Annotated in this window: 22 protein-coding genes and 1 riboswitch; of the genes, 7 read left to right on the top strand and 15 right to left on the bottom strand. The window is 68.6% G+C overall.

All coding sequences use genetic code 11. The annotated features are described in order from the left end of the window. The first annotated feature begins 161 nt into the window (after window positions 1-161). Both DEU38_RS25945 and DEU38_RS25940 read left to right on the top strand, forming a co-directional pair. Complete coding sequence (locus tag DEU38_RS25945) at window positions 162-1,661, top strand: long-chain fatty acid--CoA ligase (RefSeq protein WP_114724252.1); 1,500 nt, start codon at window positions 162-164, stop codon at window positions 1,659-1,661. Window positions 1,662-1,714: 53 nt separating this feature from the next. Next, entirely contained in the window at window positions 1,715-2,323 is a 609-nt protein-coding gene (locus DEU38_RS25940; RefSeq protein ID WP_147283591.1) for a TetR/AcrR family transcriptional regulator, read from the top strand. A 22-nt stretch (window positions 2,324-2,345) separates the two neighbouring features. On the opposite strand, the gene DEU38_RS25935 is transcribed toward DEU38_RS25940, so the two are convergent. The 4 genes from DEU38_RS25935 to DEU38_RS25920 form a co-directional block, all read right to left on the bottom strand. Next, entirely contained in the window at window positions 2,346-3,476 is a 1,131-nt protein-coding gene (locus tag DEU38_RS25935) for an MFS transporter (protein ID WP_114724267.1), read from the bottom strand. A gap of 185 nt (window positions 3,477-3,661) precedes the next feature. Beyond that, window positions 3,662-4,885 carry an NADP-dependent isocitrate dehydrogenase gene (locus DEU38_RS25930; protein WP_114724250.1) on the bottom strand — a complete coding sequence of 408 codons (1,224 nt, stop codon included), beginning with the start codon at window positions 4,883-4,885 and terminating at the stop codon, window positions 3,662-3,664. 257 nt (window positions 4,886-5,142) lie between these two features. Then, complete coding sequence (hutH, locus tag DEU38_RS25925; RefSeq protein ID WP_114724249.1) at window positions 5,143-6,729, bottom strand: histidine ammonia-lyase; 1,587 nt, start codon at window positions 6,727-6,729, stop codon at window positions 5,143-5,145. 51 nt (window positions 6,730-6,780) lie between these two features. After that, on the bottom strand, window positions 6,781-8,172 hold the full coding sequence (locus tag DEU38_RS25920) for an amino acid permease (protein ID WP_114724248.1): 1,392 nt from the start codon (window positions 8,170-8,172) through the stop codon (window positions 6,781-6,783). 215 nt (window positions 8,173-8,387) lie between these two features. Further along, window positions 8,388-8,503: riboswitch (SAM riboswitch) on the top strand. A gap of 138 nt (window positions 8,504-8,641) precedes the next feature. Here DEU38_RS25920 and DEU38_RS25915 point away from each other — a divergent pair. Beyond that, window positions 8,642-9,955: a bifunctional o-acetylhomoserine/o-acetylserine sulfhydrylase gene (locus DEU38_RS25915; RefSeq protein WP_114724247.1), complete on the top strand. Its 1,314-nt coding sequence runs from the start codon at window positions 8,642-8,644 to the stop codon at window positions 9,953-9,955. Beyond that, window positions 9,952-11,091 (top strand): homoserine O-acetyltransferase, encoded by a 1,140-nt coding sequence (locus DEU38_RS25910; protein ID WP_181818952.1) that lies wholly within the window; start codon window positions 9,952-9,954, stop codon window positions 11,089-11,091. Before DEU38_RS25915 ends, DEU38_RS25910 begins: the two co-directional genes overlap by 4 nt. Before the next feature lie 36 nt (window positions 11,092-11,127). Here the strand turns inward: DEU38_RS25910 and DEU38_RS25905 are convergent, their stop codons facing one another. Genes DEU38_RS25905 through DEU38_RS25890 form a run of 4 tightly spaced genes read right to left on the bottom strand, consistent with a single transcriptional unit; the run spans window position 11,128 to window position 13,345 of the window. Further along, window positions 11,128-11,373: a DUF3017 domain-containing protein gene (locus DEU38_RS25905; protein ID WP_174914896.1), complete on the bottom strand. Its 246-nt coding sequence runs from the start codon at window positions 11,371-11,373 to the stop codon at window positions 11,128-11,130. Between the two features lie 51 nt (window positions 11,374-11,424). Beyond that, on the bottom strand, window positions 11,425-12,285 hold the full coding sequence (locus tag DEU38_RS25900) for a bifunctional methylenetetrahydrofolate dehydrogenase/methenyltetrahydrofolate cyclohydrolase (RefSeq protein WP_174912133.1): 861 nt from the start codon (window positions 12,283-12,285) through the stop codon (window positions 11,425-11,427). 57 nt (window positions 12,286-12,342) lie between these two features. Next, entirely contained in the window at window positions 12,343-12,951 is a 609-nt protein-coding gene (locus tag DEU38_RS25895) for a pentapeptide repeat-containing protein (RefSeq protein WP_114724244.1), read from the bottom strand. 43 nt (window positions 12,952-12,994) lie between these two features. Further along, on the bottom strand, window positions 12,995-13,345 hold the full coding sequence (locus tag DEU38_RS25890; RefSeq protein ID WP_147283590.1) for a hypothetical protein: 351 nt from the start codon (window positions 13,343-13,345) through the stop codon (window positions 12,995-12,997). 10 nt (window positions 13,346-13,355) lie between these two features. On the opposite strand from DEU38_RS25890, the gene DEU38_RS25885 reads away from it, so the two are divergent. Both DEU38_RS25885 and DEU38_RS25880 read left to right on the top strand, forming a co-directional pair. Then, window positions 13,356-13,820, top strand: coding sequence for a tRNA (cytidine(34)-2'-O)-methyltransferase (locus tag DEU38_RS25885; RefSeq protein WP_114724242.1), 465 nt, complete (start codon window positions 13,356-13,358; stop codon window positions 13,818-13,820). Between the two features lie 153 nt (window positions 13,821-13,973). After that, a complete protein-coding gene (locus tag DEU38_RS25880; RefSeq protein WP_114724241.1) occupies window positions 13,974-14,993 on the top strand; it encodes an alpha/beta hydrolase family protein in 1,020 nt (339 codons plus the stop codon). Window positions 14,994-15,019: 26 nt separating this feature from the next. Here DEU38_RS25880 and DEU38_RS25875 read toward each other — a convergent pair whose 3' ends face one another. Continuing rightward, the gene (locus DEU38_RS25875) at window positions 15,020-15,913 is read right to left on the bottom strand and encodes a LysR family transcriptional regulator (RefSeq protein WP_114724240.1); all 894 of its coding nucleotides are present in this window, start codon (window positions 15,911-15,913) and stop codon (window positions 15,020-15,022) included. Between the two features lie 91 nt (window positions 15,914-16,004). Here DEU38_RS25875 and DEU38_RS25870 point away from each other — a divergent pair, with 91 nt between their 5' ends. Next, the gene (locus tag DEU38_RS25870; RefSeq protein ID WP_114724239.1) at window positions 16,005-17,069 is read left to right on the top strand and encodes a TDT family transporter; all 1,065 of its coding nucleotides are present in this window, start codon (window positions 16,005-16,007) and stop codon (window positions 17,067-17,069) included. 18 nt (window positions 17,070-17,087) lie between these two features. On the opposite strand, the gene DEU38_RS25865 is transcribed toward DEU38_RS25870, so the two are convergent. The 6 genes from DEU38_RS25865 to DEU38_RS25840 all read right to left on the bottom strand — a co-directional run bounded on the left by DEU38_RS25865 (window position 17,088) and on the right by DEU38_RS25840 (window position 25,492). After that, on the bottom strand, window positions 17,088-17,474 hold the full coding sequence (locus DEU38_RS25865) for a DUF302 domain-containing protein (RefSeq protein ID WP_114724238.1): 387 nt from the start codon (window positions 17,472-17,474) through the stop codon (window positions 17,088-17,090). A gap of 39 nt (window positions 17,475-17,513) precedes the next feature. After that, window positions 17,514-17,780: a metal-sensitive transcriptional regulator gene (locus DEU38_RS25860; protein ID WP_114724237.1), complete on the bottom strand. Its 267-nt coding sequence runs from the start codon at window positions 17,778-17,780 to the stop codon at window positions 17,514-17,516. Between the two features lie 92 nt (window positions 17,781-17,872). Further along, complete coding sequence (locus tag DEU38_RS25855) at window positions 17,873-20,047, bottom strand: MMPL family transporter (RefSeq protein ID WP_114724265.1); 2,175 nt, start codon at window positions 20,045-20,047, stop codon at window positions 17,873-17,875. 100 nt (window positions 20,048-20,147) lie between these two features. Continuing rightward, entirely contained in the window at window positions 20,148-20,456 is a 309-nt protein-coding gene (locus DEU38_RS25850; RefSeq protein ID WP_114724236.1) for a rhodanese-like domain-containing protein, read from the bottom strand. A gap of 49 nt (window positions 20,457-20,505) precedes the next feature. Then, window positions 20,506-22,149 (bottom strand): FAD-dependent oxidoreductase, encoded by a 1,644-nt coding sequence (locus DEU38_RS25845; RefSeq protein WP_220181970.1) that lies wholly within the window; start codon window positions 22,147-22,149, stop codon window positions 20,506-20,508. 64 nt (window positions 22,150-22,213) lie between these two features. Beyond that, on the bottom strand, window positions 22,214-25,492 hold the full coding sequence (locus DEU38_RS25840; RefSeq protein WP_114724234.1) for an error-prone DNA polymerase: 3,279 nt from the start codon (window positions 25,490-25,492) through the stop codon (window positions 22,214-22,216). Window positions 25,493-25,592 lie beyond the last annotated feature (100 nt).

Genomic DNA, 25,592 nt, shown 5'->3' with positions numbered 1-25,592 from the left:
CCCAGTCACATTCGCGCACAGACGTTTCCACCGGGTCCTTCTGTGCGCGAAGGAGCTGAAACTCCGAGCCGCGCATCGCGCGCATCCGAAGATTCTGCATGCCCCGGTCCACCTCGACCGCCGCACGAGGTCGCGCCGTGGCTGCGCGACCAGGAGGAAATATGGGAAACCTCGCACTCAATCTCGCGGCGAGTGCCGCGAACACCCCTGGGGCACCAGCCCTCCGCCTCGGCGACCTGACACTGGACTACGCGGCGGTCGACGCCGCCACGGCACGGGTTGCCGGATTGCTCCGGGACCGGGGAATCGGGCCTGGCGATGTTGTCGGGATCTGCCTGCCGAACATTCCGGCATTCGCCATCTGTTACTACGGCGTGCTCAGGGCCGGCGGTGTCGTCGTCCCGCTCAACCCGCTTCTGAAGGAGCGTGAACTGACGTACCACCTCGCCGACTCGGGTGCCAAGGTGCTCTTCGCGTGGGAAGACGTCGCAGAAACGGCCCGGGCCAGTTCCGCCGCTACCGGAACCGAACCGATCATCGTGACCGACAACGGGTTCGACCAACTTCTGGCACTGGCCACACCCGCGCCCCGCTACGAGGAACGCGACGACAACGACACCGCCGTCATCCTCTACACCTCCGGCACGACGGGCAGGCCCAAGGGCGCCGAGCTGACCCACGCGAACCTCGCCGCCAACTGCGACGTCGTGGCCGAGGTCCTGCTCAACCTCTCGCCGAGCGACGTGGTCCTGGGCGCGCTCCCGCTGTTCCACGTCTTCGGCCAAACCTTCGCACTGAACACGGTCGTGAAGGTCGGTGCCCTCCTCACGATGCTGCCCCGGTTCGACCCGACGGCGGCCCTCGAGGTCCTGGAACGAGACCGCGTCACGGTGTTCGAAGGTGTCCCCACGATGTACACCGCGTTGCTGCACCATCCCGACGGCAGGTCGTTCGACCTGTCCGGCCTCCGATTGTGCGTGTCCGGTGGTTCGGCGATGCCGGTCGAGGTGATGCGCGGTTTCGAGCAGGCCTTCGGCTGTACCGTGCTCGAGGGGTACGGACTTTCCGAAACCAGCCCGGTGGTCTCGTTCAACCTCCCCGATCGCGAACGCAAGGCCGGCTCGATCGGACTGCCGGTACCCGGCGTACAGATGCGCCTTGTCGACGACGCCGGACGCGAGGTGGGCGACGGCGAGGTCGGGGAGATCGCGATCCGCGGCCACAACGTGATGAAGGGGTACTGGGGCAATCCGTCCGCGACCGCCGAGGCGATCCCCGACGGCTGGTTCCGCACCGGAGATCTGGCCCGACGCGATACCGACGGCTACTACTTCATCGTCGACCGGAAGAAGGACCTCGTCATCCGGGGCGGATACAACGTCTATCCGCGAGAGATCGAGGAGGTGTTCTACGAGCACGGGGACGTCGCCGAGGTCGCCGTCATCGGCGTGCCCGACGCGAGACTCGGCGAGGAGGTGTGCGCGGTCGTGGCACTCCGGCCAGGCGGCACCGCGACGGCCGAGGACCTGGTCGAGTACTCGAAACACCGGGTCGCTGCCTACAAGTACCCGCGCCACGTGGTGCTCGTCGACGCCCTACCGAAGGGTGCGACGGGGAAGATCCTCAAGCGGGAAATCGTCGTATCCCCGCACGTCGGCTAGATTTTCCTTGCAGGACAACCGGAACCGGGTGGCGGTTCCCGTCGGAGGTGGAAGTGGCGAGAAACCTTGGGCTCGACGCCGGAGTCGATGTGGCCGAGCGGATCCGTATCGAGGCGGCTCGCCTTTTCCACCACCGCGGGTACGGCATGACCGCGATCCGCGACATCGCCGAAGCCGCCGAGATCTCGTCGTCGACGATGTATCACCACTATCGGAACAAGCAGGACGTGCTGTTCGCGATATCCCGCCAGTTCATGATCGATTTCAACGACGAACTCCTCCCGGTGCTCAGCGACCCGACACGTTCACATCGAGATCGACTGGACGATGCGATCAGGCTCCACCTGGCGATCAGCAGTCGGCGCCACGCTGAGCTGCTGACCATTCGGGGCAACCGCAGCGCACTCGCCCCCAGCCAACTGGAGACCGTGGTCGGCCTGCAGACCACCTACCAGCGCGCCGTGCGCGACGTCGTCGCCGCCGTGCAGAGAGCCGACGTCGAACTCGTCGACCTCGAGCTCACCACGATGGCGTTGATGGACCTGATCAACGGGGTATGTCAGTGGTTCGACCCGTCCGGACCACTGTCGATCGACGAGATCGCTGACCGCTACATCCGCATGGCTGATGCCCTCGTCTCGGGGACCGCGCGAACACGCTGAGCGGACCACGAGCTTCGCCCCGTCACCTCCTCGCCGTCACCACCGCGACGGCGAGGACCGCGATGCCCGTCAGGGCCAGCAGCGAGCCCACCAGGGCGGGGGCGGTGTAGCCGAATCCGGCCGCGATGACGACGCCGCCGATCCACGCGCCGAACGCGTTCGCGATGTTCAACGCGGAGTGGTTGAGGGCCGCTGCGAGGGTCTGTGCGTCCGCGGCGACGTCCATCAGCCGGGTCTGGAGTCCGGGCACCAGCGCCGATCCGGCGGCGGCGACGAGGAACAGCACGATCATCGCCGTGTACGGGTTGTGCGCGGCGACGGCGAAGAGCGCGAGCAGCACCACCAACGCGCCCATCATGACGAACAGTCCGCGGGTGAGGGCACGGTCCGCGAGCCGGCCGCCGAGGAGGTTTCCGGCGACCATGCCGAGCCCGTAGACCATCAGCGCGAGCGGCACCAGGGACATCGGCAGCCCGGCGACCTCCGTCATCGTCGAGCTCACGTAGGTGTAGACGGCGAACATGCCGCCGAAGCCGACCATGCCCACCACCAGGGTCAGCCACACCTGGCCCCGCCACAGTGCGCCGAGTTCGGTGGCCGGGTTGCTGGTGCGGATCGCGTGCAGTGGCGGAACCCACACGGTTATCGCGGCGACGGTGACGGCGCCGATGACGGCGACCACCGCGAATGCGCTGCGCCAGCCCAAGCCCTGCCCGATCCAGGTGGCGGCCGGCACGCCGACGACGTTGGCGACCGCGAGACCCGACATCACCATCGCCACCGCCTTCGCGCGGTGGCCGGGTCCCGCCAGGTGGGCGGCCACGAGCGAGGCCACACCGAAGTAGGCGCCGTGTGGCAGACCGGCGACGAAACGCGCGACCATCAGCCCGCCGTAGTTCGGGGCCACGATCGCGGCCGCGTTCCCGACGGTGAAGGCGATCATCAGGCCGATGAGCAGCGCCCGGCGCGGCATCCGCGCGGTGAGCGCCGCGATCAGCGGCGCGCCCACCACGACACCCAGCGCGTACGCGGTGATGACGTGCCCGGCGGTGGGCTCGGAGACGCCCAGGCCGCCGGCGATCTGCGGCAGCAGGCCCATCGCTACGAACTCGGTGGTGCCGATGCCGAAGCCACCCATCGCGAGCGCCAGCATCGCGCGGCGGCGGCCGGTGGGTGAGAGGAACACGTCCGTGGACGTCTGGGCGGGGGCCGAGATGGTCAAGAAGAGATGCCTTTCGGGGCACAGTGAAAACAGCAGACGTTCGACGGTACCGACCGAAAGAAAACGGGACGTTCCCACGAGGGGAACGTCCCGTTTCAGCTGAAGTCAGCGACGCATCAGCGTGACGCGCGAGCCTTCTGCAGGTTCTCGTCCAGCGTGGAGAGGAACTCCTCGGTGGTCTGCCAACCCTGGTCGGGTCCGATCAGCAGAGCGAGGTCCTTCGTCATCTGACCGTTCTCGACGGTCTTGATGACGACGTCCTCGAGCTGCTGCGCGAAGTCGATGACCTCGGGGGTGTTGTCCAGCTTGCCGCGGTGCTCGAGGCCCCGGGTCCACGCGAAGATGGACGCGATCGGGTTCGTCGAGGTGGGCTTGCCCTGCTGGTGCTGACGGTAGTGGCGCGTGACGGTGCCGTGTGCGGCCTCCGCCTCGACCGTGCGGCCGTCCGGGGTCATCAGCACGGAGGTCATCAGACCCAGCGAGCCGTAGCCCTGCGCGACCGTGTCCGACTGCACATCGCCGTCGTAGTTCTTGCAGGCCCAGACGTAGCCACCCTCCCACTTGAGCGAGGAGGCGACCATGTCGTCGATGAGGCGGTGCTCGTAGGTCAGACCTGCGGCATCGAACTCGGCCTTGAACTCGGTCTCGTAGATGTTCTGGAACTCGTCCTTGAACATGCCGTCGTAGGCCTTGAGGATGGTGTTCTTCGTGGAGAGGTACACCGGGTAGTTCTGCTGCAGGCCGTACGCGAGCGAGGCGCGGGCGAAGTCCTGGATGGACTTCTTGTAGTTGTACATCCCCATGACGACGCCGCCGTCCTCGGGAATCTTGCACACCTCGTGCTGGATCGGCTCGGAGCCGTCCTCGGGGGTGTAGGTGATGGTGACGGTGCCGGCGCCGGGGACCTTGAAGTCCGTGGCGCGGTACTGGTCACCGAACGCGTGACGTCCGACGATGACCGGCTTGGTCCAACCCGGGACCAGACGCGGGACGTTGGAGATCAGGATCGGCGCACGGAAGATGGTGCCGCCCAGGATGTTACGGATGGTGCCGTTCGGGGAACGCCACATCTTCTTCAGGCCGAATTCCTCGACCCGGGCCTCGTCCGGGGTGATCGTCGCGCACTTGACGCCGACGCCGTGCTTCTTGATCGCTTCTGCAGCGTCGATCGTCACCTGGTCGTCGGTCGCATCGCGATGCTCGATCCCCAGGTCGTAGTACTCCAGGTCGACATCCAGGTAGGGATGGACCAGCTTGTCTTTGATGAACTGCCAGATGATGCGAGTCATCTCGTCGCCGTCGAGTTCGACGACCTTACCTTCGACCTTGATCTTGGACATGGGGGCTTCGTGTCCTCCTAGGAAGTTTCCCTGGTTCCACGTGCACGGACCACTTTGTGGGCGGGTCCGCCAACGGTTCAATTATCAAACGTATACGGTCCGGATCTCCCGCGTGAGGGCCGATCCAAACATGACGAGCGTACTGCTATCCGCCCGGACCGCAACCACCGGGCCGAAAGCCGCACACCCTACCGTTCAGTAACCAGACTTCCGCAGAGGGCCGCCGCGATTGCGCGCGGCGACCCTCCGTCGGGCGATCAGCCGAGTTCGCCGACGACGGCCTCGGCGCTACCGAGCAGCGCACCCGACGCAACCAACTGCACCGCAGCCTCGATCTCGGGGGCCAGGTAGCGGTCCGTGCCGGGACCCTCGACGTGCTCGCGGAGGGTGTCGCGCACGGCACTGGTCGCAGGCGACGGCTGCAGGGGCGCCCGCAGGTCCAGACCACGCGCCGAGGTGAGAGCCTCGATGGCCAGCACCCGGGTGAGTCCGTCGATCGCGCGGCGCAGCTTGCGCGCCCCCGACCAACCCATCGACACGTGATCCTCCTGCATCGCCGAGGACGGAATCGAGTCCACACTCGACGGCGCGGCGAGGCGCTTGAGCTCGGAGACGATCGCAGCCTGGGTGTACTGAGCGATCATGTGTCCACTGTCGACACCCGGATCGTCGGCCAGGAACGGCGGCAGCCCGTGGTTGCGCGCCTTGTCCAGGAACCGGTCCGTCCGGCGCTCACTCATGCTCGCCACGTCGGCGACGACGATCGCCAGGAAGTCCAGCACGTAGGCCACGGGCGCACCGTGGAAGTTGCCGTTCGACTCGACCCGGCCGTCTAGGGTGACGACCGGATTGTCGACCGCACTCGCCAGCTCGTAGGACGCGATCCGCTCCGCGTGGGCGAGGGTGTCGCGCGCACCGCCCGCGACCTGGGGCGCGCATCGCAGGGAGTAGGCATCCTGGACGACGGTGCAGTCCGGGTTGGCGTGGCTGGCGACGATCTCCGAGCCGGCGAGGATCCGGGTCATGTTTGCGGCCGCGACCGCCTGCCCGGGCTGCGGGCGCAGCGCCTGGAGGTCCGCGGCGAAGACCTTGTCCGTTCCGAGCAGGCCCTCGACGCTCATCGCCGCGGTGATGTCGGCGAGCGAGAGCAGCTTGTGCAGATCGTGGCAGGCGAGGACCAGCTGGCCCAGCATGCCGTCGGTGCCGTTGATGAGGGCGAGGCCCTCCTTCTCCTCGAGCTGTACGGGCTCGATCCCGGCCGCGGCCAGCGCCTCGGCGGTGGGCATCAGCTCGCCGTCGGCGTTCCGCACGGTGCCTTCCCCGATGACGACGAGCGCGACGTGCGCCAGCGGCGCGAGGTCGCCGGAACAGCCGAGGCTGCCGTACTCGTGGACCACCGGGGTGATGCCGGACGACAGCAGCGCCGCGTAGACCTGCGCCACCTCCGGGCGAACCCCGGTGCGGCCGGTCGCGAGCGTCGACAGGCGCAGCAGCATCAGCGCCCGGACCACCTCACGCTCCACCTCGGGACCGGACCCGGCGGCGTGCGAGCGGATCAGGCTGCGCTGCAACTGTGCCCGCAGCTCCAGCGGAATGTGCCGGGTGGCCAGGGCACCGAAACCGGTGGACACTCCGTAGACCGGCTTCGGATCCTCGGCGAGTGCCCGGATACGGGCGCGGCTCTCGCCGATGGCCGACAGGGCCTCCTCGGACAGTTGCACCGTCGCACCGAATCGTGCGACGCGCACGACTTCCTCGGGCGTCACCGCGCCGACACCGACAACGACAGGTGCGATCTCCTTCGCTGCCTGGTCTGCGGTACGCGGGAGGGTGTTCGTGCTCATCTTTGTTCTCCGTTTCGAAAGTAAGGGTCGTGCTCGAAGTTGTGGTCGGTGTCAGACGGGATCGACGAGGATCTCGTCCTCGACTACGGGCTCCGGTCGCGCCCAGCGGCGGTAGGCCAGGGCGAGCAGCACCAGCCACACCGCTCCGACCACGAGTGCCACCCGAGAGTCGGCGTCGAAGGCCAGCACGGCGATGACGAAGACCAGGAAGCCGATCGCGATCAGCTGCCCGTACGGCCAGAACGGCACCGGGAACTTCAGTGCCGCAACCTCGTCCGCGCTCATCTGCTTCCGCGAGCGGTACTGGGCGAACAGGATCATCAGCCAGACGAAGACCGTCGCGAAGGTCGCGATCGACGCGATGACGAGGAAGACCCGGTCCGGCATCGTGTAGTTCAGCAAGACGCCGACCAACAGTGCGGCGACCATGATCACCACCGTCATCCACGGGACCCCGTTGCGGGAGACCCGGCTCATCACCTTCGGCGCGTACCCACGCTGCGCCATTCCGTACATCATGCGGCCGGCGCCGAAAATGTCGCTGTTGATCGCGGACAGCGCAGCGGTGATCACCACGACGTTCAGCACCGTCGCGGCCGGACCGATGCCGAGTCCCTGGAAGATCTGCACGAAGGGGCTGCCCTCGGACCCGATGTTCTGCCACGGGGTGATCGCCATGATCACGGCGAGTGTGAGCACGTAGAAGACGATGATCCGGATGGGCACGGTGTTGATCGCTCGTGGAATGGTCTTCTTCGGGTCCTCGGCCTCGCCCGCTGTGATGCCGATGATCTCGGTGCCACCGAATGCGAACATCACGATCGCGAAGCAGCCGAGGAACCCGCCGAGCCCAGTGGCGAAGAACCCGCCCTCGTTCCACAGGTTCGACACTCCCTCGCTGGTGTCGTGAAGACCGAACCCGAAGATCAGAACCGCGATACCTCCGGCGATCATCGCCACGATCGCCACGATCTTGACGATCGTGAACCAGAACTCCACCTCACCGAAGACCTTGACGCTGAGCAGGTTGATCGCGCCGATGAAGAAGATGACCGACAACACCCAGATCCACCGCGGGACATCCGGAAACCAGAAACCCATGTAGACGCCGAAGGCCGTCACGTCGGCCAGACAGACCACGATCATCTCGAACGTGTAGGTCCAGCCGGTCGCGAATCCCGCGAGCGGACCCAGATACTTGCTCGCGTACTCGCCGAACGAACCCGAGACCGGATTGCTCACCGCCATCTCGCCGAGCGCACGGAGCACGATGTAGATCACCGCGCCGCCGATCAAGTAGGCCAGCAACACGGACGGCCCCGCCTGGCTTATCGCCTCCGCGGAGCCGTAGAAAAGGCCTGTGCCTATGGCGGAACCGAGGGCGATGAAGCGGATATGGCGCGCTGTGAGACCTCGGGTCAGCGCCGGGGCAGTGTCTGTCACAATCGAACTCCCTGGACGGTGGCGTTATCGGCGGACGCAGCGCGGATCGGAAACCCACAGTTTTGTGCGAGTTTTGTGCCCTGCGTCACAACCTGCGGCACATGTCTAGTCCTGTATATACAGCTAAGTCAAGTGGGGCTCGTCACTTTCCCTTCTCGACGCGCTTGCCCGCCCTCCTTCCAACCGCGCGGTCGATACCGCTACTATCGGCGGCAGGTCATGAGTGCCAGCGTCAAGCCCCGGCTCGCTGGTCGGCAACCCTCCAACCGCGGTGGGGTGCCCCGGGTGATGACCAGGTTTCCCGGCGAGAGTCGGGTGACAAGCGCGGGTCCGCTGGGACGGACCCACTGACCGGGCCATGCCCCACCGGAGGTTTCTCATGTGTTGTTGTCGCAGATAGCCCAGTCATTCCGGCGCGCGTACGCCGCAGCGCCGACTCATCACCTCCCCAACCTGGAGTAGACGACTCATGACCGACATCACGGACGCCGCGACCGATCCGACGGCCGACTGGAGCTTCGAGACCAAGCAGATCCACGCTGGCCAGTTGCCGGACGGCACCACCAACGCGCGCGCGTTGCCGATCTACCAGACCACCTCGTACACGTTCAACAGCACCGACCACGCCGCCGCGCTGTTCGGGCTGGCAGAGCCGGGCAACATCTACACCCGCATCATGAACCCGACGCAGGACGCCGTCGAGCAGCGGATCGCCGCGCTCGAGGGTGGCGTGGCAGCGCTGCTGCTCGCGTCCGGTCAGGCCGCCGAGACGTTCGCGATCCTCAACCTCGCCGAGGCCGGCGACCACATCGTGTCGAGCCCGCGCCTGTACGGCGGCACGTACAACCTGTTCCACTACTCGCTGCGCAAGCTGGGCATCGAGGTCTCGTTCGTCGAGGATCCCGACGACATCGAGCAGTGGCGCGCCGCCATCCGCCCGAACACCAAGGCGTTCTACGGTGAGTCCATCTCGAACCCGCGCAACGACGTGCTGGACATCCCCGGCATCTCGAAGGTCGCGCACGAGAACGGCATCCCGCTGATCGTCGACAACACGGTCGCGACCCCGTACCTGATCCGTCCGCTCGAGTTCGGCGCGGACATCGTCGTCCACTCGGCCACCAAGTACCTCGGCGGCCACGGCACCGCGGTCGCCGGCGTGATCGTCGACGGCGGCAACTTCGACTGGACACAGGGCCGCCACACCAACTTCACCACCGCCGACCCGAGCTACCACGGCGTCGTCTACGCGGATCTCGGCGCACCGGCATTCGCGCTCAAGGCCCGCGTGCAGCTGCTGCGCGACCTGGGTGCGGCCATCTCGCCGTTCAACGCGTTCCTCATCTCGCAGGGCATCGAGACGCTGAGCCTGCGCATGGAGCGCCACGTCGCGAACGCGAAGGCCGTCGCCGAGTACCTCGAGGCCCGCCCCGAGGTGACCTCGGTGTCGTACGCCGGTCTGCCGTCGTCGCCGTGGCACGAGCGCGGCAAGACGCTGGCCCCCCGCGGCACCGGCGCCATCGTGGCGTTCGAGCTGGCCGGTGGCGTGGACGCGGGCAAGAAGTTCGTCAACGCCCTCACCCTGCACAGCCATGTCGCCAACATCGGTGACGTGCGGTCGCTGGTGATCCACCCCGCCTCGACGACGCACTCGCAGCTGACTCCCGCAGAGCAGCTCGCCTCCGGCGTCACCCCGGGTCTCGTCCGCCTCGCCGTCGGGATCGAAGGCCTCGACGACATCCTCGCCGACCTCGATGCCGGGTTTGCGGCGGCGGCATCTTGACCGTCAGCTCCGTTCGCAACGCCCGTCCGGCCGGATTCCCTCCGCCGGACGGGCAGTTGGGCACTGTCCACATCGGCTCGATCGAGCTCGAGAGCGGTGCGGTGCTGCCCGACGTCACGCTGGCCGTCCAGCGGTGGGGTGAACTGGCACCCAACCGCGACAACGTGATCCTGGTCGAGCACGCCCTGACCGGCGATTCGCACGTGACCGGGCCGGCGGACGCCGAACACCCCTCCCCCGGCTGGTGGGACGGCATGGTCGGGCCCGGCGCGCCGATCGACACCAACGAGTGGTGCGTGCTCGCCACCAACGTGCTGGGCGGCTGCCGCGGCACCACCGGCCCGGGTTCACTCGCGGCCGACGGGTCGCCGTGGGGTTCACGGTTCCCCGCGATCTCCATCCGCGATCAGGTGACCGCCGAGATCGCGCTCGCGGACCTGCTCGGCATCGAGCGCCTGTCCTCCGTCGTCGGCGGGTCGATGGGTGGCATGCGCGCACTCGAATGGGTCGTCGGGCGCCCCGATCGGGTCGATTCGGCGCTGATCCTCGCGGTGGGCGCGCGTGCGACCGCCGACCAGATCGGCACCCAGACCACCCAGATCGCGGCCATCGAGGCCGACCCCGACTGGCAGGGCGGCAACTATCACGGCACCGGCCGCGTCCCGGCGACCGGACTGCGCCTCGCCCGCCGGATTGCACACCTGACGTACCGCACGGAGAACGAGCTGGACTCGCGCTTCGCGAACGACAGCCAGGGCGACGAGAACCCTTGGGACGGCGGACGTTACGCGGTCCAGAGCTACCTCGAACACCAGGCCGACAAGCTGGTCTCCCGGTTCGACCCGAGCACGTACGTGCTGCTGACCGAGGCCATGAACCGGCACGACGTCGGACGCGGACGCGGCGGTATCGAGGCGGCGCTCGCGTCGACCGACGTTCCGGTGATCGTCGGTGGCGTCGACTCGGATCGGCTGTACCCGCTGCGGCTGCAGAAGGAGCTCGCGGACGGCCTGCCCGGCTCCGACCGGCTGCGGGTCCTCGAGTCGAAGGACGGCCACGACGGCTTCCTCACCGAGGCCGACGCGGTGGCCGAACTGCTGAAGGAAACGATGGAGTTGGCGCGCGCGGCGCGCTGATCCCGTAGAGCAGGTCCCGGCGGTCCGCTCGGCGCGTCAGTCGGTGCCGAGCGGATCGATCGAGACCGCCAGCGCGAGGATCGTGACGCCGACGACCGCCATGGCCGCGACGTCGAACCCCTTGCCCCGCACGGCCAGCAGCCCGACCCGGTCGGGCGAGAGGATGCCGCGCAGGAACGCCGCGAGCAGCATGGCGCCTCCGAGCACGAAGGCGCCACGCCGCCAGCGGTCGGCGAGGACCAGCACGAATGCGGCCGCCACCACGAGGAGGACGGCCAGCATCGGGAGGTTCTGTCGCACGAACCGCGTCACAGGCTGGGACACTGGGCGAGCCTAGTCGCGCAGACCGGCGAGCTGCTCGGCGCGCTCCACGACGTTGGTGAGCAGGAATGCACGGGTGAGGGGTCCGACGCCACCGGGGTTCGGGGAGATGAATCCGGCGACCTCGCGGACGTCGGGGGCGACGTCACCCTTGAGTCCGTCGGCGGTGCGGCTGACACCCACGTCGAGCACCGCGGCACCCGGCTTGACCATGTCGGCGGTGATCAGTCCCGGCACGCCCGCGGCGGCGATGACGATGTCCGCCTGGCGCACCTGCGCCGCGAGATCGCGGGTTCCGGTGTGACACAGGGTGACCGTCGCGTTCTCCGACCGGCGGGTGAGCAGCAGGCCGATGGGACGGCCGACCGTGACGCCACGACCGACGACGGCGACGTGCGCGCCGGCGATCGGGACCTCGTAGCGGCGCAGCAGGTGGACGATGCCGCGCGGGGTGCACGGCAGCGGGGCCTCCTTGCCGAGGACCAGACGACCCAGGTTCACCGGGTGCAGACCGTCGGCGTCCTTCTCGGGGTCGATGCGCTCGAGGGCCGCGTTCTCGTCGAGGTGCTTGGGCAGCGGGAGCTGCACGATGTAGCCGGTGCACTCAGGGTTGGCGTTGAGTTCGTCGATGGTGGCCTCGAGGTCGGCCTGGGTGATATCGGCGGGCAGGTCGCGGCGGATGGAGGTGATTCCGACCTTGGCGCAGTCGTTGTGCTTGCCACGAACGTAGGCCGCCGAGCCGGGGTCGTCACCGACGAGGACGGTGCCGAGTCCGGGCGTGATGCCCCTCTCCTTCAGGGCCGCCACCCTGGCCTCGAGGTCCTCGAAAATCTCGTCGCGGGTTGCTTTGCCATCCAGGATCGTTGCAGTCACGGCGACCATTGTTCCAGGCTGGAGTGACTCCGCGTCACCGGCTCCGAATCTTCGCGGTCACCACGGCTCGACGACGAGTCCCATCGCGGTCGCGTAGGCCACCGCCTGGGTGAGTTCCACCTGGGTCTTGTCGAGCTTCGCGGTGGTCCACAGCCCGGCGTCGACGTGGGCTCCCCGCAGGTCGGCGCCCTCGAGTCGCGCACCCTCGACGCGGGCGCCGAGCAGGTCCACCGACCGCAGGATCGCGCCGCGCAGGTCCGCCTGCACCAGGTTGGCCTCGCGGAACCGGGAGTCGGTGAAGTCGAGCCCGCGCAGGTCGGCGCCGCCCATCGACACCAGCGTGAAGTCCACCTCGTCGATCAGCAGCGGCCGTAGCTGACAGTCGACGAACACCGATCCGAGCAGACTGCAGTTGCGGAAGCTGCTGTGCCACATGGTGGTCCGCGCGAACATGCACGACCGGAACGCACTGCCGTGATGATGCGAGTCGGTGAGATCGGCACCGGTGAAGTCGCATTCGGTGAAGACGGCGAACTCGGTGTGCAGCTCGGACAGGTCGGCGTCCCGGAACGAGCACGCGGTGTAGTGCTGCCGGTTCCAGTTCTCCCGCGACATGCGGGCGTCGGAGAAGTCCTCCCCGACGATCTCCACGAGTTCTCCCGTCATACGTCCATGCTGCCCTCGGGTACCGACAATTACGACCGGTCCTCTAGCAGTTGTCGAACTGCCAGCGAACGTCGATCAGCGTCCAGGTGCGCGGCTCCATCGCGTGCGCGAGTGCGTTCGGGTCCGCGTCCACCGTGACCACCTGGCCCGACGATCCGATCACGCGAACGGTCCAGCTGGTCGGCCGCGGGTCCCGGCCTGCATAGAAGGCGTCGAGCAGACGACGGTAGGACTCGACGTCCCCGATCTCCGCCTGGCATCGCTGCGAATAGAAGTCCCAGGCAGTGTCGGCGTCCTTTGCGGCGGCGGCCAGATCGAGCGCCTCGGCCGCATCCCTGAGACGGTACTCGAGGCCGCCGCGCCCGAGTATCGGAGCACCTCCGGCGCCTGGCAAGCTGAACGCCGTGTTCCGAGTGATGTTCCACGAGCCCCGCATTCCCCCCAATACCGGCAACGCGATCCGGATGGTCGCCGGTACCGGCTGCGAACTGCACCTCGTGGGACCACTCGGGTTCGACCTGTCGGAACCGAAGCTTCGCCGCGCCGGCCTCGACTACCACGACCTGGCCTCGGTCACCGTGCACGAGGATCTCGATGCGGCGTGGGCGGCGCTGAATCCGGACCGGGTGTTCGCGTTCACCGCGCACGCGTCGACGTCGTACGCCGACATCGCGTACCAGCCGGGCGACGTCCTGTTGTTCGGTCCCGAGCCGACGGGCCTGTCGGAGGAGGTTCTCGCCGATTCGCACGTGACCGCGCACGTGCGGATCCCGATGGTTCCGGGCAGGCGGTCGCTGAATCTGTCCAACGCCGCCGCCGTCGTGACGTACGAGGCGTGGCGTCAGCACGGATTCGCCGGAGGCGTCTGAGTCCCGAGTTGGACACTTGACCGATCCGGTGTACGACGACCGGGTCACACGCGCTACAGTGCCCTCGAAAACCTGAATTAGCAGGGGGAATGCGTGTTAGCGCGCGTCGCAGGTATGTCGGGTGCCACCCCTCGGAGTGGCTGAGGGGTCACCATGCGTACTGAAGCAGTGCACCGTCTGCGGAGCGCCTGCGCCGCGGTACTGTCCGTGACGGCACTCGTCGTGACCGGGCTCCTTGCCCAGGCACCCGCGGCGAGCGCCGAACCCGCACCGCGCGTGACCCGGGTGGACGACGACGGCTCACGTGCGGTCACCGCACAGGTCTACTCCCCGTCGATGGACCGGGTGATCCCCGTTCGTGTGCTGCTGCCCGCGGAGACCTCGACTCCTCGCCCGACGCTCTACCTGCTCAACGGCGCCGGCGGCGGGAATACGGACGCGACGTGGCAGGAGAACACCGACGTCACCGAGTTCTTCGCCGACAAGCACGTCAACGTGGTCACCCCGATGGACGGCGCCGCGAGCTACTACACGGACTGGGAGCGCGACGATCCGATCCTGGGCCGCAACAAGTGGCAGACGTTCCTGACCCGCGAGCTGCCCCCGATCATCGACGCCGAGTTCGGTGGCAACGGAAACAATTCGATCGCCGCCATCTCGATGACCGCGACGTCGGTCCTGAACCTGGCCATCGCCGCTCCCGGCCTGTACAAGGGTGTCGGGTCGTACAGCGGTTGCGCCGAAACGAGCAGCCCCGCCGGTACCGCGTTCGTCGACCTGGTCGTCCGATCGGCGAAGGGTGCCGACCCGACGAACATGTGGGGGCCCGTCGGCGGGCCGGGCTGGATCGCCAACGATCCCGTGGTGAACGCCGAGAAACTCCGGGGCACCGCCCTGTTCGTCTCGTCCGGCTCGGGGCTGCCGGGACAGTACGACCACCTCGGCGCCCCCGGAGTGGACGGCGACCTGGTTGCCTTCGCGCGGCAGGTCGCCGTCGGCGGCGTCATCGAGGCCGCCACCAACATGTGCACGCACAACCTCGCGAATCGCTTGCAGCAGCTCGACATTCCGGCCACCTTCGATTTCGCGCCCTCGGGCTCGCATTCGTGGTTGTACTGGCAGGACGATCTGCACCAGTCGTGGCCGCTGTTGGCGCGTGCGATGGGGATCTGACTCCCGCCCGGATTCCGGGCCTGCGGTCAGCTTCCCGTGCGGGCGATCTCGAGGAAGTCGCGGGCGGCTCCGCGCAGTCCGCGGGACTCGTCCCACACCGCGAGCAGCCGTCGCGGCATCCGCAGACCCTCCACCTCGACGGACGAGAGCCGACCGTCGTTGAGGTCCGCTTCGACCGCGAGCGACGACACGACGGCTGGAGCGTTGCCGGCCACGACGGCCGCTTTGACCGCCGTGCACGACGTCAGTTCCAGCAGCGGCTCGACGCATCCGGGCACCGCGTGCTCGAGTGTCGTTCGAGTGCCGGACCCCGATTCCCGCTGGATCAGTGCCGTGGCCGCGAGTTCACTCGCGGCGATCGGTGCGCGTGAGATCCAGGTATGGCCGGGCGGGACGATCACGACCAGTTCGTCCCGGGCCACCTCGACCGACCGGAGGCCGTCCGGGACCACGGGCCCCTCGACGAAACCGAGGTCGGCCTCCCCCGCCCGTACCTGCGCGGCGACGTCGGTGGAGTTGAGCAGCCGAATCGAGGTGACGACGTTCGGGTGCTTGCGCCGCATCGTGACCGTCCAGGCGGGCACGAGGTACTCGGCGATGGTCATGCTGGCCGCGACGGTGAGGTTGGCCTCCATCTCGCCGCGCAGCGCGGCGACTCCGGACGCGAGCTCCTCCGCGGAGTCGAGGATCGCGGACGCCCATTCCAGGATCAGTGCGCCCTCGGCGGTGGGCTGGACGCCGCCGGAGCCGCGGTCGAACACGCGGATCCCGAGCTGGCGTTCCGCGGAGCGCACGCGCGCGCTGACGGCCTGCTGGCTGAGTCCGTGCTCGCGCCCCGCGGCCCCCATGCTCCCGAGCCGACCCACCGCGACCAGCACGTCCAGCGCGGCGAGTTCGGGTACGCGGTTCGAAAGCGGCATACCACCAAGGCTAGCCCCACAAAGCGCGTTTGTACCCCATCTACCCCAAGGCTTCTACCGGGGACAACGACGAGACGGGAGAGTTGGTGTCATGCTCACAGCTTCACGTCTGGCACACCTGACCCCCAATTGGTTCGCCATGGTGATGGGCACGGGAATCATCGCCGTCGCCACGTCGTCGCTCCCGGTCGACCTCCCCGGACGGCGCGGAATCGCGCTCGCGTTCTGGCTGCTGGCGACGGCCCTGCTGGTCGTGCTGGTGACCGCGTTCGTCATCCACTGGGTCCGCCACACCGAGCACGCCCGCGGTTACGCCCGCAGCGCCACCATGTTCCCCTTCTACGGCGCGCTGCCGATGGCCGTGCTCACCGTGGGAGCCGGGACCGCGGCCGTCGGGTCCACCGTGATCAACGCCGATGCGGCCTTCGCCATCGCGGGCACGCTGTGGGCAATCGGCACCGCGGGAGGACTCGTGACGAGCGCGGTGATGGGGATGCGGTTGCGGTCGGTCGCCGATCGCGGCACTCCGGTGCCCGCTTGGCTCATGCCGGTGGTGCCGCCGATGGTGTCGGCCGCGACCGGCGCCGCCCTGGTGCACCACCTGCCGGAGGGCTGGCCGCGTGTGGCGATGCTGACCGGCTGCTATGCGCTGTTCACGGTCGCTCTGGTCTTCGCGCTGGTCATCGCCACGATGGTCGGACGCGAGTTCGGCGAGCGTGGACTCCCGCCGCTGCAGGCCCTGCCGACCATGTGGATTCCGCTCGGCATCGTCGGACAGTCGATCGCGGCGGCGAACCTGCTGGGCACGGCGGCGGAGGGGGCCGTCGGTCACGACGTCGCCGACACCCTGCACATCTTCGGGCTCGGGTACGGACTGCTGATGGGCACCATCATGATCGTCGCGCTGACCGCGGTCGGCGTGGTGACGGCCCGCGCGTTCCGCAACGGTCTGACCTTCACGATGAGCTGGTGGAGCTTCACCTTCCCGGTCGGTGCCTGCGCGGTCGGGATGGGAGCATTCGGTGTCGCGGGTGACTTCGAGATCCCGCGAGTGTTGTCGGCCGGACTGCTGTGCGCCCTGGTCGTCGCCTGGTGCGTGGTGGCAGTGCACACCGCACACAAGGTTCGGACCAGGGCGCTTCCGGCCCCGGCCTGAGCCGGGCCGAACCGTCGGTCAGGCGAGGGCGTCGATGGCAGCCTGGAGTCGGGTCGTGGCCTCGTCGGCGACGGACTCGAGTCCGGGCTCCTTGGTCACCTCGACCATCAGCGCGGGGTTCATGGCCTCGACGATCACGCCGTCACCGTCGGCGCGGACGACGACGTTGCACGGCAGCAGCAGGCCGATCTGACGATCCACCCCGACCGCGCGGTGCGCGAGCTGCGGATTGCAGGCTCCGAGGATGACGTACTGCTCCATCTCGGCGCCGATCTTCGTCTTCAGCGTGGCCTGCATGTCGATCTCGGTGAGGACACCGAAACCCTGCTCCTGCAACGCGGCCCGCGTCTTGGCGATTGCGTCGTCGAACTCGGTGTTCAAGCGGGTCGAGATTCCCAGATCCATGACGAACTCCTCACGGTTGTCGGTTCGGTTTCCCGGCGATCACGCCAGTGCCAGGAACAGCTTCTCCAGTTCGGCCTCGGTCAGCGGCTCGGACGCCTTCCCGTCGCCGGCCAGGCACTCACGCAGACCGGTGGCGACGATCTTGAATCCGGCCCGGTCCAGGGCCCGCGACACCGCGGCCAGCTGGGTCACGACGTCCTTGCACTCGCGGCCGTTCTCGATCATCGAGATGACGCCCGCCAGCTGCCCCTGCGCGCGGCGCAGTCGGTTGAGCACCAGGGCGATGCTCTCTTCGTCTCCGGTCATGGGACCTCCTAGTTCTACTTCCAGATTACCCACAGGGGTATCCGACCGGATCCGGCTGTGACAACGATCATCAGCCGGATCCGGCGCCGGAGTCACCCGTGCGAGAACGTGATGTTCGGCAGCGCCCGGCGCAGCCAGCGCGGGGACCACCAGGCGGCGTTGCCGGTCAGGCGCAGCAGCACCGGCAGCAGCACCAGGCGGATCAGCACCGCGTCGAGCAGCACCGCGACACCGAGCAGGATGCCCATCTCCTTCGGCGGCAGCGGCTCGGCCAGCGCGAAGCTGAAGAACACGCCCACCATGACGGCGGCCGCCGCGAAGATGACCCGGCCCGAGTGCGCCATGCCCCCGATCTGGGCGCGACGGGCGTCACCGGTCTTCTCGTACTGTTCCTTGACCGTCGACAGCAGGAACACCGTGTAGTCCATCGCGATCGCGAAGATCATCGCGAAGAAGAACACCGGACCCCAGCCGTCGAGGAAGCCCTGCGGTTCGAAACCGAGCAGCCCGGACAGGTGGCCGTCCTGGAAGATCAGCTTCGAGACACCGAACGCGGCGGCGGTCGAGAGCAGGCTCACCACGGTGCCGATCAGCGACACCAGCGGGGCCTGCAGCGCGACCAGCAGCAGCAGGAAGCCGAGCGCCAGGATCACGCCGATCACCAGCGGCAGGTAGTCGTTGAGCGCCTGCTGCAGGTCCAGGTTCTCCGCCGGCGCACCGCCGACGAGAGCGCTGTCGGGCAGCTCGGCACGGAGCTGGTCGAGCGTTCCGCCGAGCGCGGGATCGGACGGATCCACTGTCGGCAGCGCCTGCATCATCATCAGGTCGGAGCCGTCCATCGCGGGCATCGCGGGTGTCACCGCGGCGACACCGTCGACGGCCGCGGCCGCTTCGGCGGCTGCCGGGGCGTCGGACGCGGGCACGACGATCTGCAGCGCACCCGGTGCGCCGATGCCCATCTGTTCCTGCACCAGTTCGTAGCCCTGACGGACGGGGGCGTCCTCGGGCACCACCTGGATCGACGGCATCGCGACCTCGAGCCCGCCCAGCGGAATCGCGAGTCCGATCAGGATCGCGACGGCACCGACCGCGAACGGCCACGGGTGCCGGTCCAGCAGTCGTCCCCACTTCGCGAACAGCGGCGAGCCGTCCTTCTGGGTCTGCTGCTTCTTGGCGTACGGCAGCGAACCGGCGTTGACCTTGCGGCCCAGCTTGGCCAGGACCGCGGGCAGCAGCGTCAGCGTCGCGGCGAGGACGAACACGACCGCGAGCATGATGCCGACCGCCATCGTCCGCACCGCCGGTGCGGGCACCAGCAGCACCGCCGACAGACTCACCAGCACGGTCAGCCCGGACAGCAGCACGGCCTTGCCGGCAGTGTCCATCGTCTCCGCGACGGCGAGCCGCGCGTCGGCCTTGGCGCGCAGCGCCTCCCGGAAGCGGACCACCAGGAACAGTGCGTAGTCGATGCCGAGGGCGAGGGCGAACATCATCGCGAAGTTCATGGCCCACACCGAGATCGGCGTGATCTCGTTGAGCAGCACCAGCGCACCGGCCGACGCGACGAGTCCCGCGAGGGTCAGCAGCAGCGGCAGACCGGCCGCGACGAGGGAGCCGAATGCGAGCACCATGATGCCGAGCGTGACCGGCCACGACATCATCTCGGCCTTGATCATCGCCTCGTGGTTGGCCTTGTTGAAGTCGCTCCACAGCGCCGACGCGCCGGTCGGGTAGACATCGATGCCGTCGCCGGACAGGGCCGTCAGGTCACCACCCAGGTCGTCGACCGCGCGCACCATCTCGTCGGTGTTCGCGTTCGCGCCGGCCACCAGGATTCCGGTGTGGCCGTCGGGGCTGATGGTCATGCCGGGCTGCGGCGGGATCACCTCGCCGATGCGGGCGTCGGCCTTCAGGATCGACGTGGCCTCGCCCAGCACCTGCTGCATCGCGGGATCGTCGAGCGGCTTGTCGTCGGAGTGGACGACGACCTGGACCGCGGACGACGCGTTGCCGCCGAAGTGTTCCTGCGCGAGTTCGCGGACCTGCACCGACTCGGAGCCGTTGGCCTGCCAACCGGCGCCGGCCAGCGAGTTGAACACCGACGGCGCCGCGGCGCCGAGGGCGACGACGAGCACCAGCCAGGCGGTGATCACCCATTTGAAGTTGCCGGCCATCGCGGCGCCGAGTCGTGCGAGCGGTCCGCCGACTGACTCGCTGGAGGGCGGCGGGGACTTCGCAGTTTCTCGCTGCTGTCCGGTGGTGGTCATGAGCTTGCCCTTCATGGTTCGAAAATACGGGTGGGGGTATATGAACGGCCCGAAGAAACCCGGCCGAGTACGTGACGACCTCGACCGGGTCCGGAGGAGACTAGCTGCCGGCGTCGACGGCGCGGCCGGACTGCATCCAGGCCATGGTGCCGCCGGCGACGTTGACGGCGTCGACGCCGCGGGCCACGAGGTACTCGGCAGCCTGGCCGCTGCGGCCGCCGACCGCGCAGATCATGTACACGGTGGCGTCCGCGGGAACCTCGTCGACGCGCGCGACGAACTCGCTCAGCGGGATCGAGACGGCACCCGGGACGTGCCCGCCGGCGAACTCGTCCGCCTCCCGGACGTCGACGAGCGGGGCGCCCGAGGCCAACACCGATTCGAGTTCGGTCACGTCAATTTCGCGCATGGGGTTCCTTCCGGATGTTCTTCAGCAGTCGTTCGATTGTCGCGGTTCGTCACGAGACGGTGGCCGGCGCGTTCACACGCCGTCCCGCGTCCCACGTCCTGTAGCCGCCGTCGAGGTTGGCCGCGGGCCGACCCAGCTGTCCGAGCAGGCGCACCGCGGTGTGACCACGCTGGCCCACCTGGCAGTGCACGACCAGGTCACCGGCCGGCAGTTCACCGACACGGTCCCGGAGCTCGTCGAGCGGAACGTTGACGGCACCGGGGATGGCGCCGGCCGCGAACTCGTCGGCGGTGCGGACGTCGACCAGCGACGCACCGTCGGCGACCAGGGTATCGAGTTCGTGCCACTGGACGGTGCGGGTGGAGTCGGTGCGCAGGTTGTCGGCGATGTAGCCGAGCATGTTCACCGGGTCCTTCGCCGAGCCGAACTGCGGCGCGTACGCCAGTTCGAGGTCGGCCAGATCCGACGCCGTGAGCCCACCGGCCATCGCGGTGGCGATGATGTCGATCCGCTTGTCGACGCCGTCCCCGCCCACGGCCTGGGCGCCGAGGATCGCGTCGGTCTCGGGATCGACCAGCAGCTTGATCGACATCTGCTGCGCGCCCGGGTAGTAGCCGGCGTGCGACTGCGGATGGGTGTGGATGGCCCGGTACGGGCGGCCCGCGGCCCGCAGCCGCTTCTCGTTCCAGCCGGTCGCGGTGACGACGAGCCCGAAGACCCCGACCACCGCGGTGCCCGACGACGAGCGCGCGTGCACGGGTCGGCCCGCGATGACGTCGGCCACCAGGCGGCCCTGACGGTTCGCCGGGTTGGCCAGCGGGATCAGCGCTGCGCTGTCGCCGATCGCGTCGTGCTTCTCGACGGTGTCGCCGACCGCGAAGATGTGCGGGACCGAGGTGCGCATCTGGTCGTCGACCGCGACGCCGCCACGCTCCCCCAGCTTCAGTCCGGCCATCTTCGCGAGCGCAGTCTCGGGCCGGACACCGATCGCCATGACCACGACGTCGGCCGGGACGGTGCGCCCGTCGGCCAGGTCGGCGGTGGTCGCGTCGATGCGGGTGAGCTGGGTGCCCAGCTCGAGGTTCACCCCGTTCTCGCGCATGCGGTCGGCGACCGGTGCGGCCATCTCGGGGTCGAGGGGCGCGAGCACCTGATCGGCGAGCTCGACGACGGTGACGTCCAGGTCGCGGTGACGCAGGTTCTCGGCGAGTTCGACGCCGATGAACCCGGCCCCGACGATGACCGCGCTGCGCGCCGTCTCCATCTGCCCGACCAGGCGGTCGACGTCCTCGACGTCGCGCAGGATCAGGGCGCGCTCGACGCCGGGCAGCGGCGGCACGATGGGGCTCGCGCCGGTGCTCAGGACCAGTTCGTCGTAGCTCTCGACGTAGGCGTTCCCGGACTCCAGGTCGCGGACCGTGACGGTGCGCGCGTCGGCGTCGATGGAGACGACCTCGCTGCGGACCCGGACGTCCAGGCGGAAGCGGGCGCCGAGACTCTCGGGGGTCTGCAGCAGCAGTTCGTCGCGGTCCTCGATGACGCCGCCCGCATAGTAGGGCAGACCGCAGTTCGCGAACGACACGTGTGCGCCGCGCTCGAACACGACGATCTCCGCCGACTCGTCCAGACGACGCATGCGGGTGGCCGCGGACATGCCGCCGGCGACACCTCCGACGATGACAACCTTCACGATCTACCTCCTCGATGTTGGAGTCGAGCATACCCCAGGGGGTATATAGCGGGGTGTGAAGCTGCTCTCAGCGGAAGTCCCGGGACTTCGTCGGCATCCGCAGGTCCATCAACTGGAGATGGTCCGCGACGATCGTCACCGCGCCCTCCGCGTTCTGCACCCGCCCGCGCACCAGCAGCGCCGGGGCACTGTTCGCGAGCCTGCGGTACTTCGCCCACAGGCCAACCGAGCACACGACGTTGACCATTCCGGTCTCGTCCTCGAGATTGACGAAGGTCACCCCGGCGGCCGTCGCGGGACGCTGGCGGTGCGTGACCGCTCCCCCGACCAGCACCCGGTCCCCGTCGGGGACGTCCAGCAGTCGCGACGCGGGAATCACCCCGAGGGCCTCGAGTTGCGGGCGCAGGAACTGCGTCGGGTAGCTGTCCGGCGAGACCCCGGTGGCCCAGACGTCGGCTGCGGCGAGTTCGATGTCGCTCATGCCGGGCAGCGTCGGCGCCCGTGTCGACGCCCCCATTCCCGGCAACCGGTCCGGGCGCTCCCCCGCCGCGGCACCCGCCGCCCACAGCGCCTCCCGACGCGAGATCCCGAAGCAGCCCAGCGCCCCGGACGTGGCCAGCGACTCGGCCTGCGCCGTGCTCAGTTCCACCCGCCCGGTCAGGTTCAGGAACGAGGTGAACGGCCCGTCCTCGTCGCGGGCCGCGACGATCCGCTCGGCCAACGCGGTCCCGATGTTGCGGACCTCCCCCAACCCCAGCCGCACCTCGGTGCCGGCCGCCTCCACCGTCGCGTGTGGGAGGCTCGCGTTGACGTCCGCCCCGTGCACCGTCACCCCGTGCCGCCGGGCGTCGGCCACCAGCGACTGCGGCGAGTAGAAACCCATCGGCTGCGCCCGCAGCAGCCCGGCACAGAACGCCGCCGGATGGTGCAGCTTGAACCACGACGAGTAGAAGACCAGCGACGCGAAGCTCTGCGAATGACTCTCGGGGAAACCGAAGTTCGCGAACGCGTACAGCTTCTCGTAGATCCGGTCGGCCACCGCGCCGGTGATGCCGTGCAGCTCCCGCATGCCGTCGTAGAGCCGCCCGCGCAGCCGCTCCATCTTCTCCGGTGAGCGCTTGGACCCCATCGCCCGCCGCAATTGGTCGGCCTCGGCGGCACTGAATCCGGCGACGTCGACGGCCATCTGCATGAGCTGCTCCTGGAACAGCGGAACCCCCAGCGTCCGTTCCAGTGCCTTCTCGAGACACGGATGGTCGTACGTGACGGGTTCGCGGCCGTTGCGGCGTCGGATGTAGGGGTGCACCGAGCCGCCCTGGATCGGCCCGGGGCGGATCAGCGCGACCTCCACGACGAGGTCGTAGAAGTTGCGGGGCTTCAGCCGCGGCAGCGTCGCCATCTGGGCGCGGGACTCCACCTGGAACACGCCCACCGAGTCGGCCCGCTGCAGCATCTCGTACACCGCCTGCTCGGACAGGTCGAGTTGCGCCAGGTCCACGGCGATCCCCTTGTGCTCGGCGACCAGGTCGATCATGTAATGCAGCGCCGAGAGCATGCCGAGGCCCAGCAGGTCGAACTTCACCAGTCCCACTGCGGCGCAGTCGTCCTTGTCCCACTGCAGGACGCTGCGGTTCTCCATGCGCGCCCATTCCACCGGGCACACGTCGGCGATGGGACGGTCGCAGATCACCATGCCGCCGGAGTGGATCCCGAGGTGTCGCGGGAAGCCCTCGATCTGGGCGGCCAACTCCAGGACCGCCGGCGGGATGTCCGTCCCGGTTTCGGCGCCGACGCCGCTCCACCTGCTGACCTGTTTGCTCCACGCGTCCTGCTGCCCCTGCGAGAAGCCGAGCGCGCGGGCCATGTCCCGCACCGACGACCTGCCCCGGTAGGTGATGACGTTGGCGACCTGCGCGGCGTACTCGCGGCCGTACTTGGCGTAGACGTGCTGGATGGCCTCCTCCCGGCGGTCGGATTCGATGTCGACGTCGATGTCGGGCGGGCCGTCGCGTTCGGGCGAGAGGAACCGTTCGAACAGCAACTGGTTGCGCACCGGGTCCACGTTGGTGATGCCGATCGCGTAGCAGACGGCCGAGTTGGCCGCCGATCCTCTTCCCTGACAGAGGATGTCGTTGTCCTTGCAGAACGAGACGATGTCGTGGACCACGAGGAAGTACCCAGGAAAGTTGAGCCTCTCGATGATTCCGAGTTCGTGTTCGATCTGCTCGTAGGCGGCCGAATTCGATGACGGCGGCCCGTAACGCCGACGCGCACCCCGCATGGTGAGCTCACGCAGCCAACTCGCCTCGGTGTGCCCGTCCGGGACGTCGAACGGCGGCAGTTGCGGCGCGATCAGCCGCAGGTCGAACGCGCACTCGAGCCCCAACTCGGCCGCACCCGACACGGCTTGCGGGTACTGCGCGAACAGTCGCGCCATCTCCACCCCCGACCGCAGGTGCGCGCCGCCGGTGGGAGCGAGCCAGCCCGCCGCCTCGTCGAGACTCTGCCGGGCCCGCACCGCGGCCATCGCCATCGCGAGCCGTCGCCGTGACGGTCCCGCGAAGTGCGCGGCCGTGGAGGCGATCACGGAAAGGCCTTGCCGCCCGGCCAGTTCTGCGAGCCGCGCGTTGATCTCGTCGTCCTCCGGCAGCCCACGATGTGTCAGTTCGACCGTCACCCGATCCGCACCGAAGCGGTCGACGAGATCGCGTAGGGCGGCGGCGGCCGCGTCGGGGCCGCCCGCCGCGAGCGCGCTCCGCACGTGACCCTTGCGGCAGCCGGTGAGGATCTGCCAGTGCCCGCCGGCGGCCTCGGTGAGCGTGTCGTAGTCGTAGCGCGGCTTGCCCTTCTCACCGCCGGCCAGGTGCGCGGCCGCGATCTGACGGGACAGTCGCCGGTAGCCCTCCTGCCCGCGCGCCAGCACCAGCAGGTGGGTGCCGTCCGGATCGGGGATGCCGGTACGCGGCGCCGCGTCGAGCGACAACTCGGCCCCGAACACCGTCCGCATGTTCAGTTCCTTCGCGGCCTCGGCGAATCGGACCACCCCGTACAGCCCGTCGTGGTCCGTCAGCGCGATCGCGTCGAGACCGAGCCTCACCGCTTCCTCCACCAACTCCTCGGGCGGGCTGGCACCGTCGAGGAAGCTGAAGGCCGAGTGCGTGTGCAGTTCCGCGTAGGGAACGGTGGCACCGACGGGTCGGGACGTCTCGCCTCGATAGTCTCCGCGCTTACGGGACCACGCCGGACTGTCGCCGCCGTCGCCCGGGAACTCCGCATCCCGACGCGGCCGCCCCGACAGCACCCGCTCCATCTCCGCCCACGTCGGCGGACCGTTGCCCCATCCCATCCCTCTGCAGCCTTCCCGCAGGCACCAGCCCGCACACCAGGGAAGATGCCGACGGGGAAGACGCATCTTTCGAACTCATGTTCGAGTCTGACACGTGTGC

It is taken from the genome of Rhodococcus sp. AG1013, assembly GCF_003350365.1.
Taxonomy (GTDB): domain Bacteria; phylum Actinomycetota; class Actinomycetes; order Mycobacteriales; family Mycobacteriaceae; genus Prescottella.
This window is presented reverse-complemented; position numbering and strand designations above follow the sequence as displayed.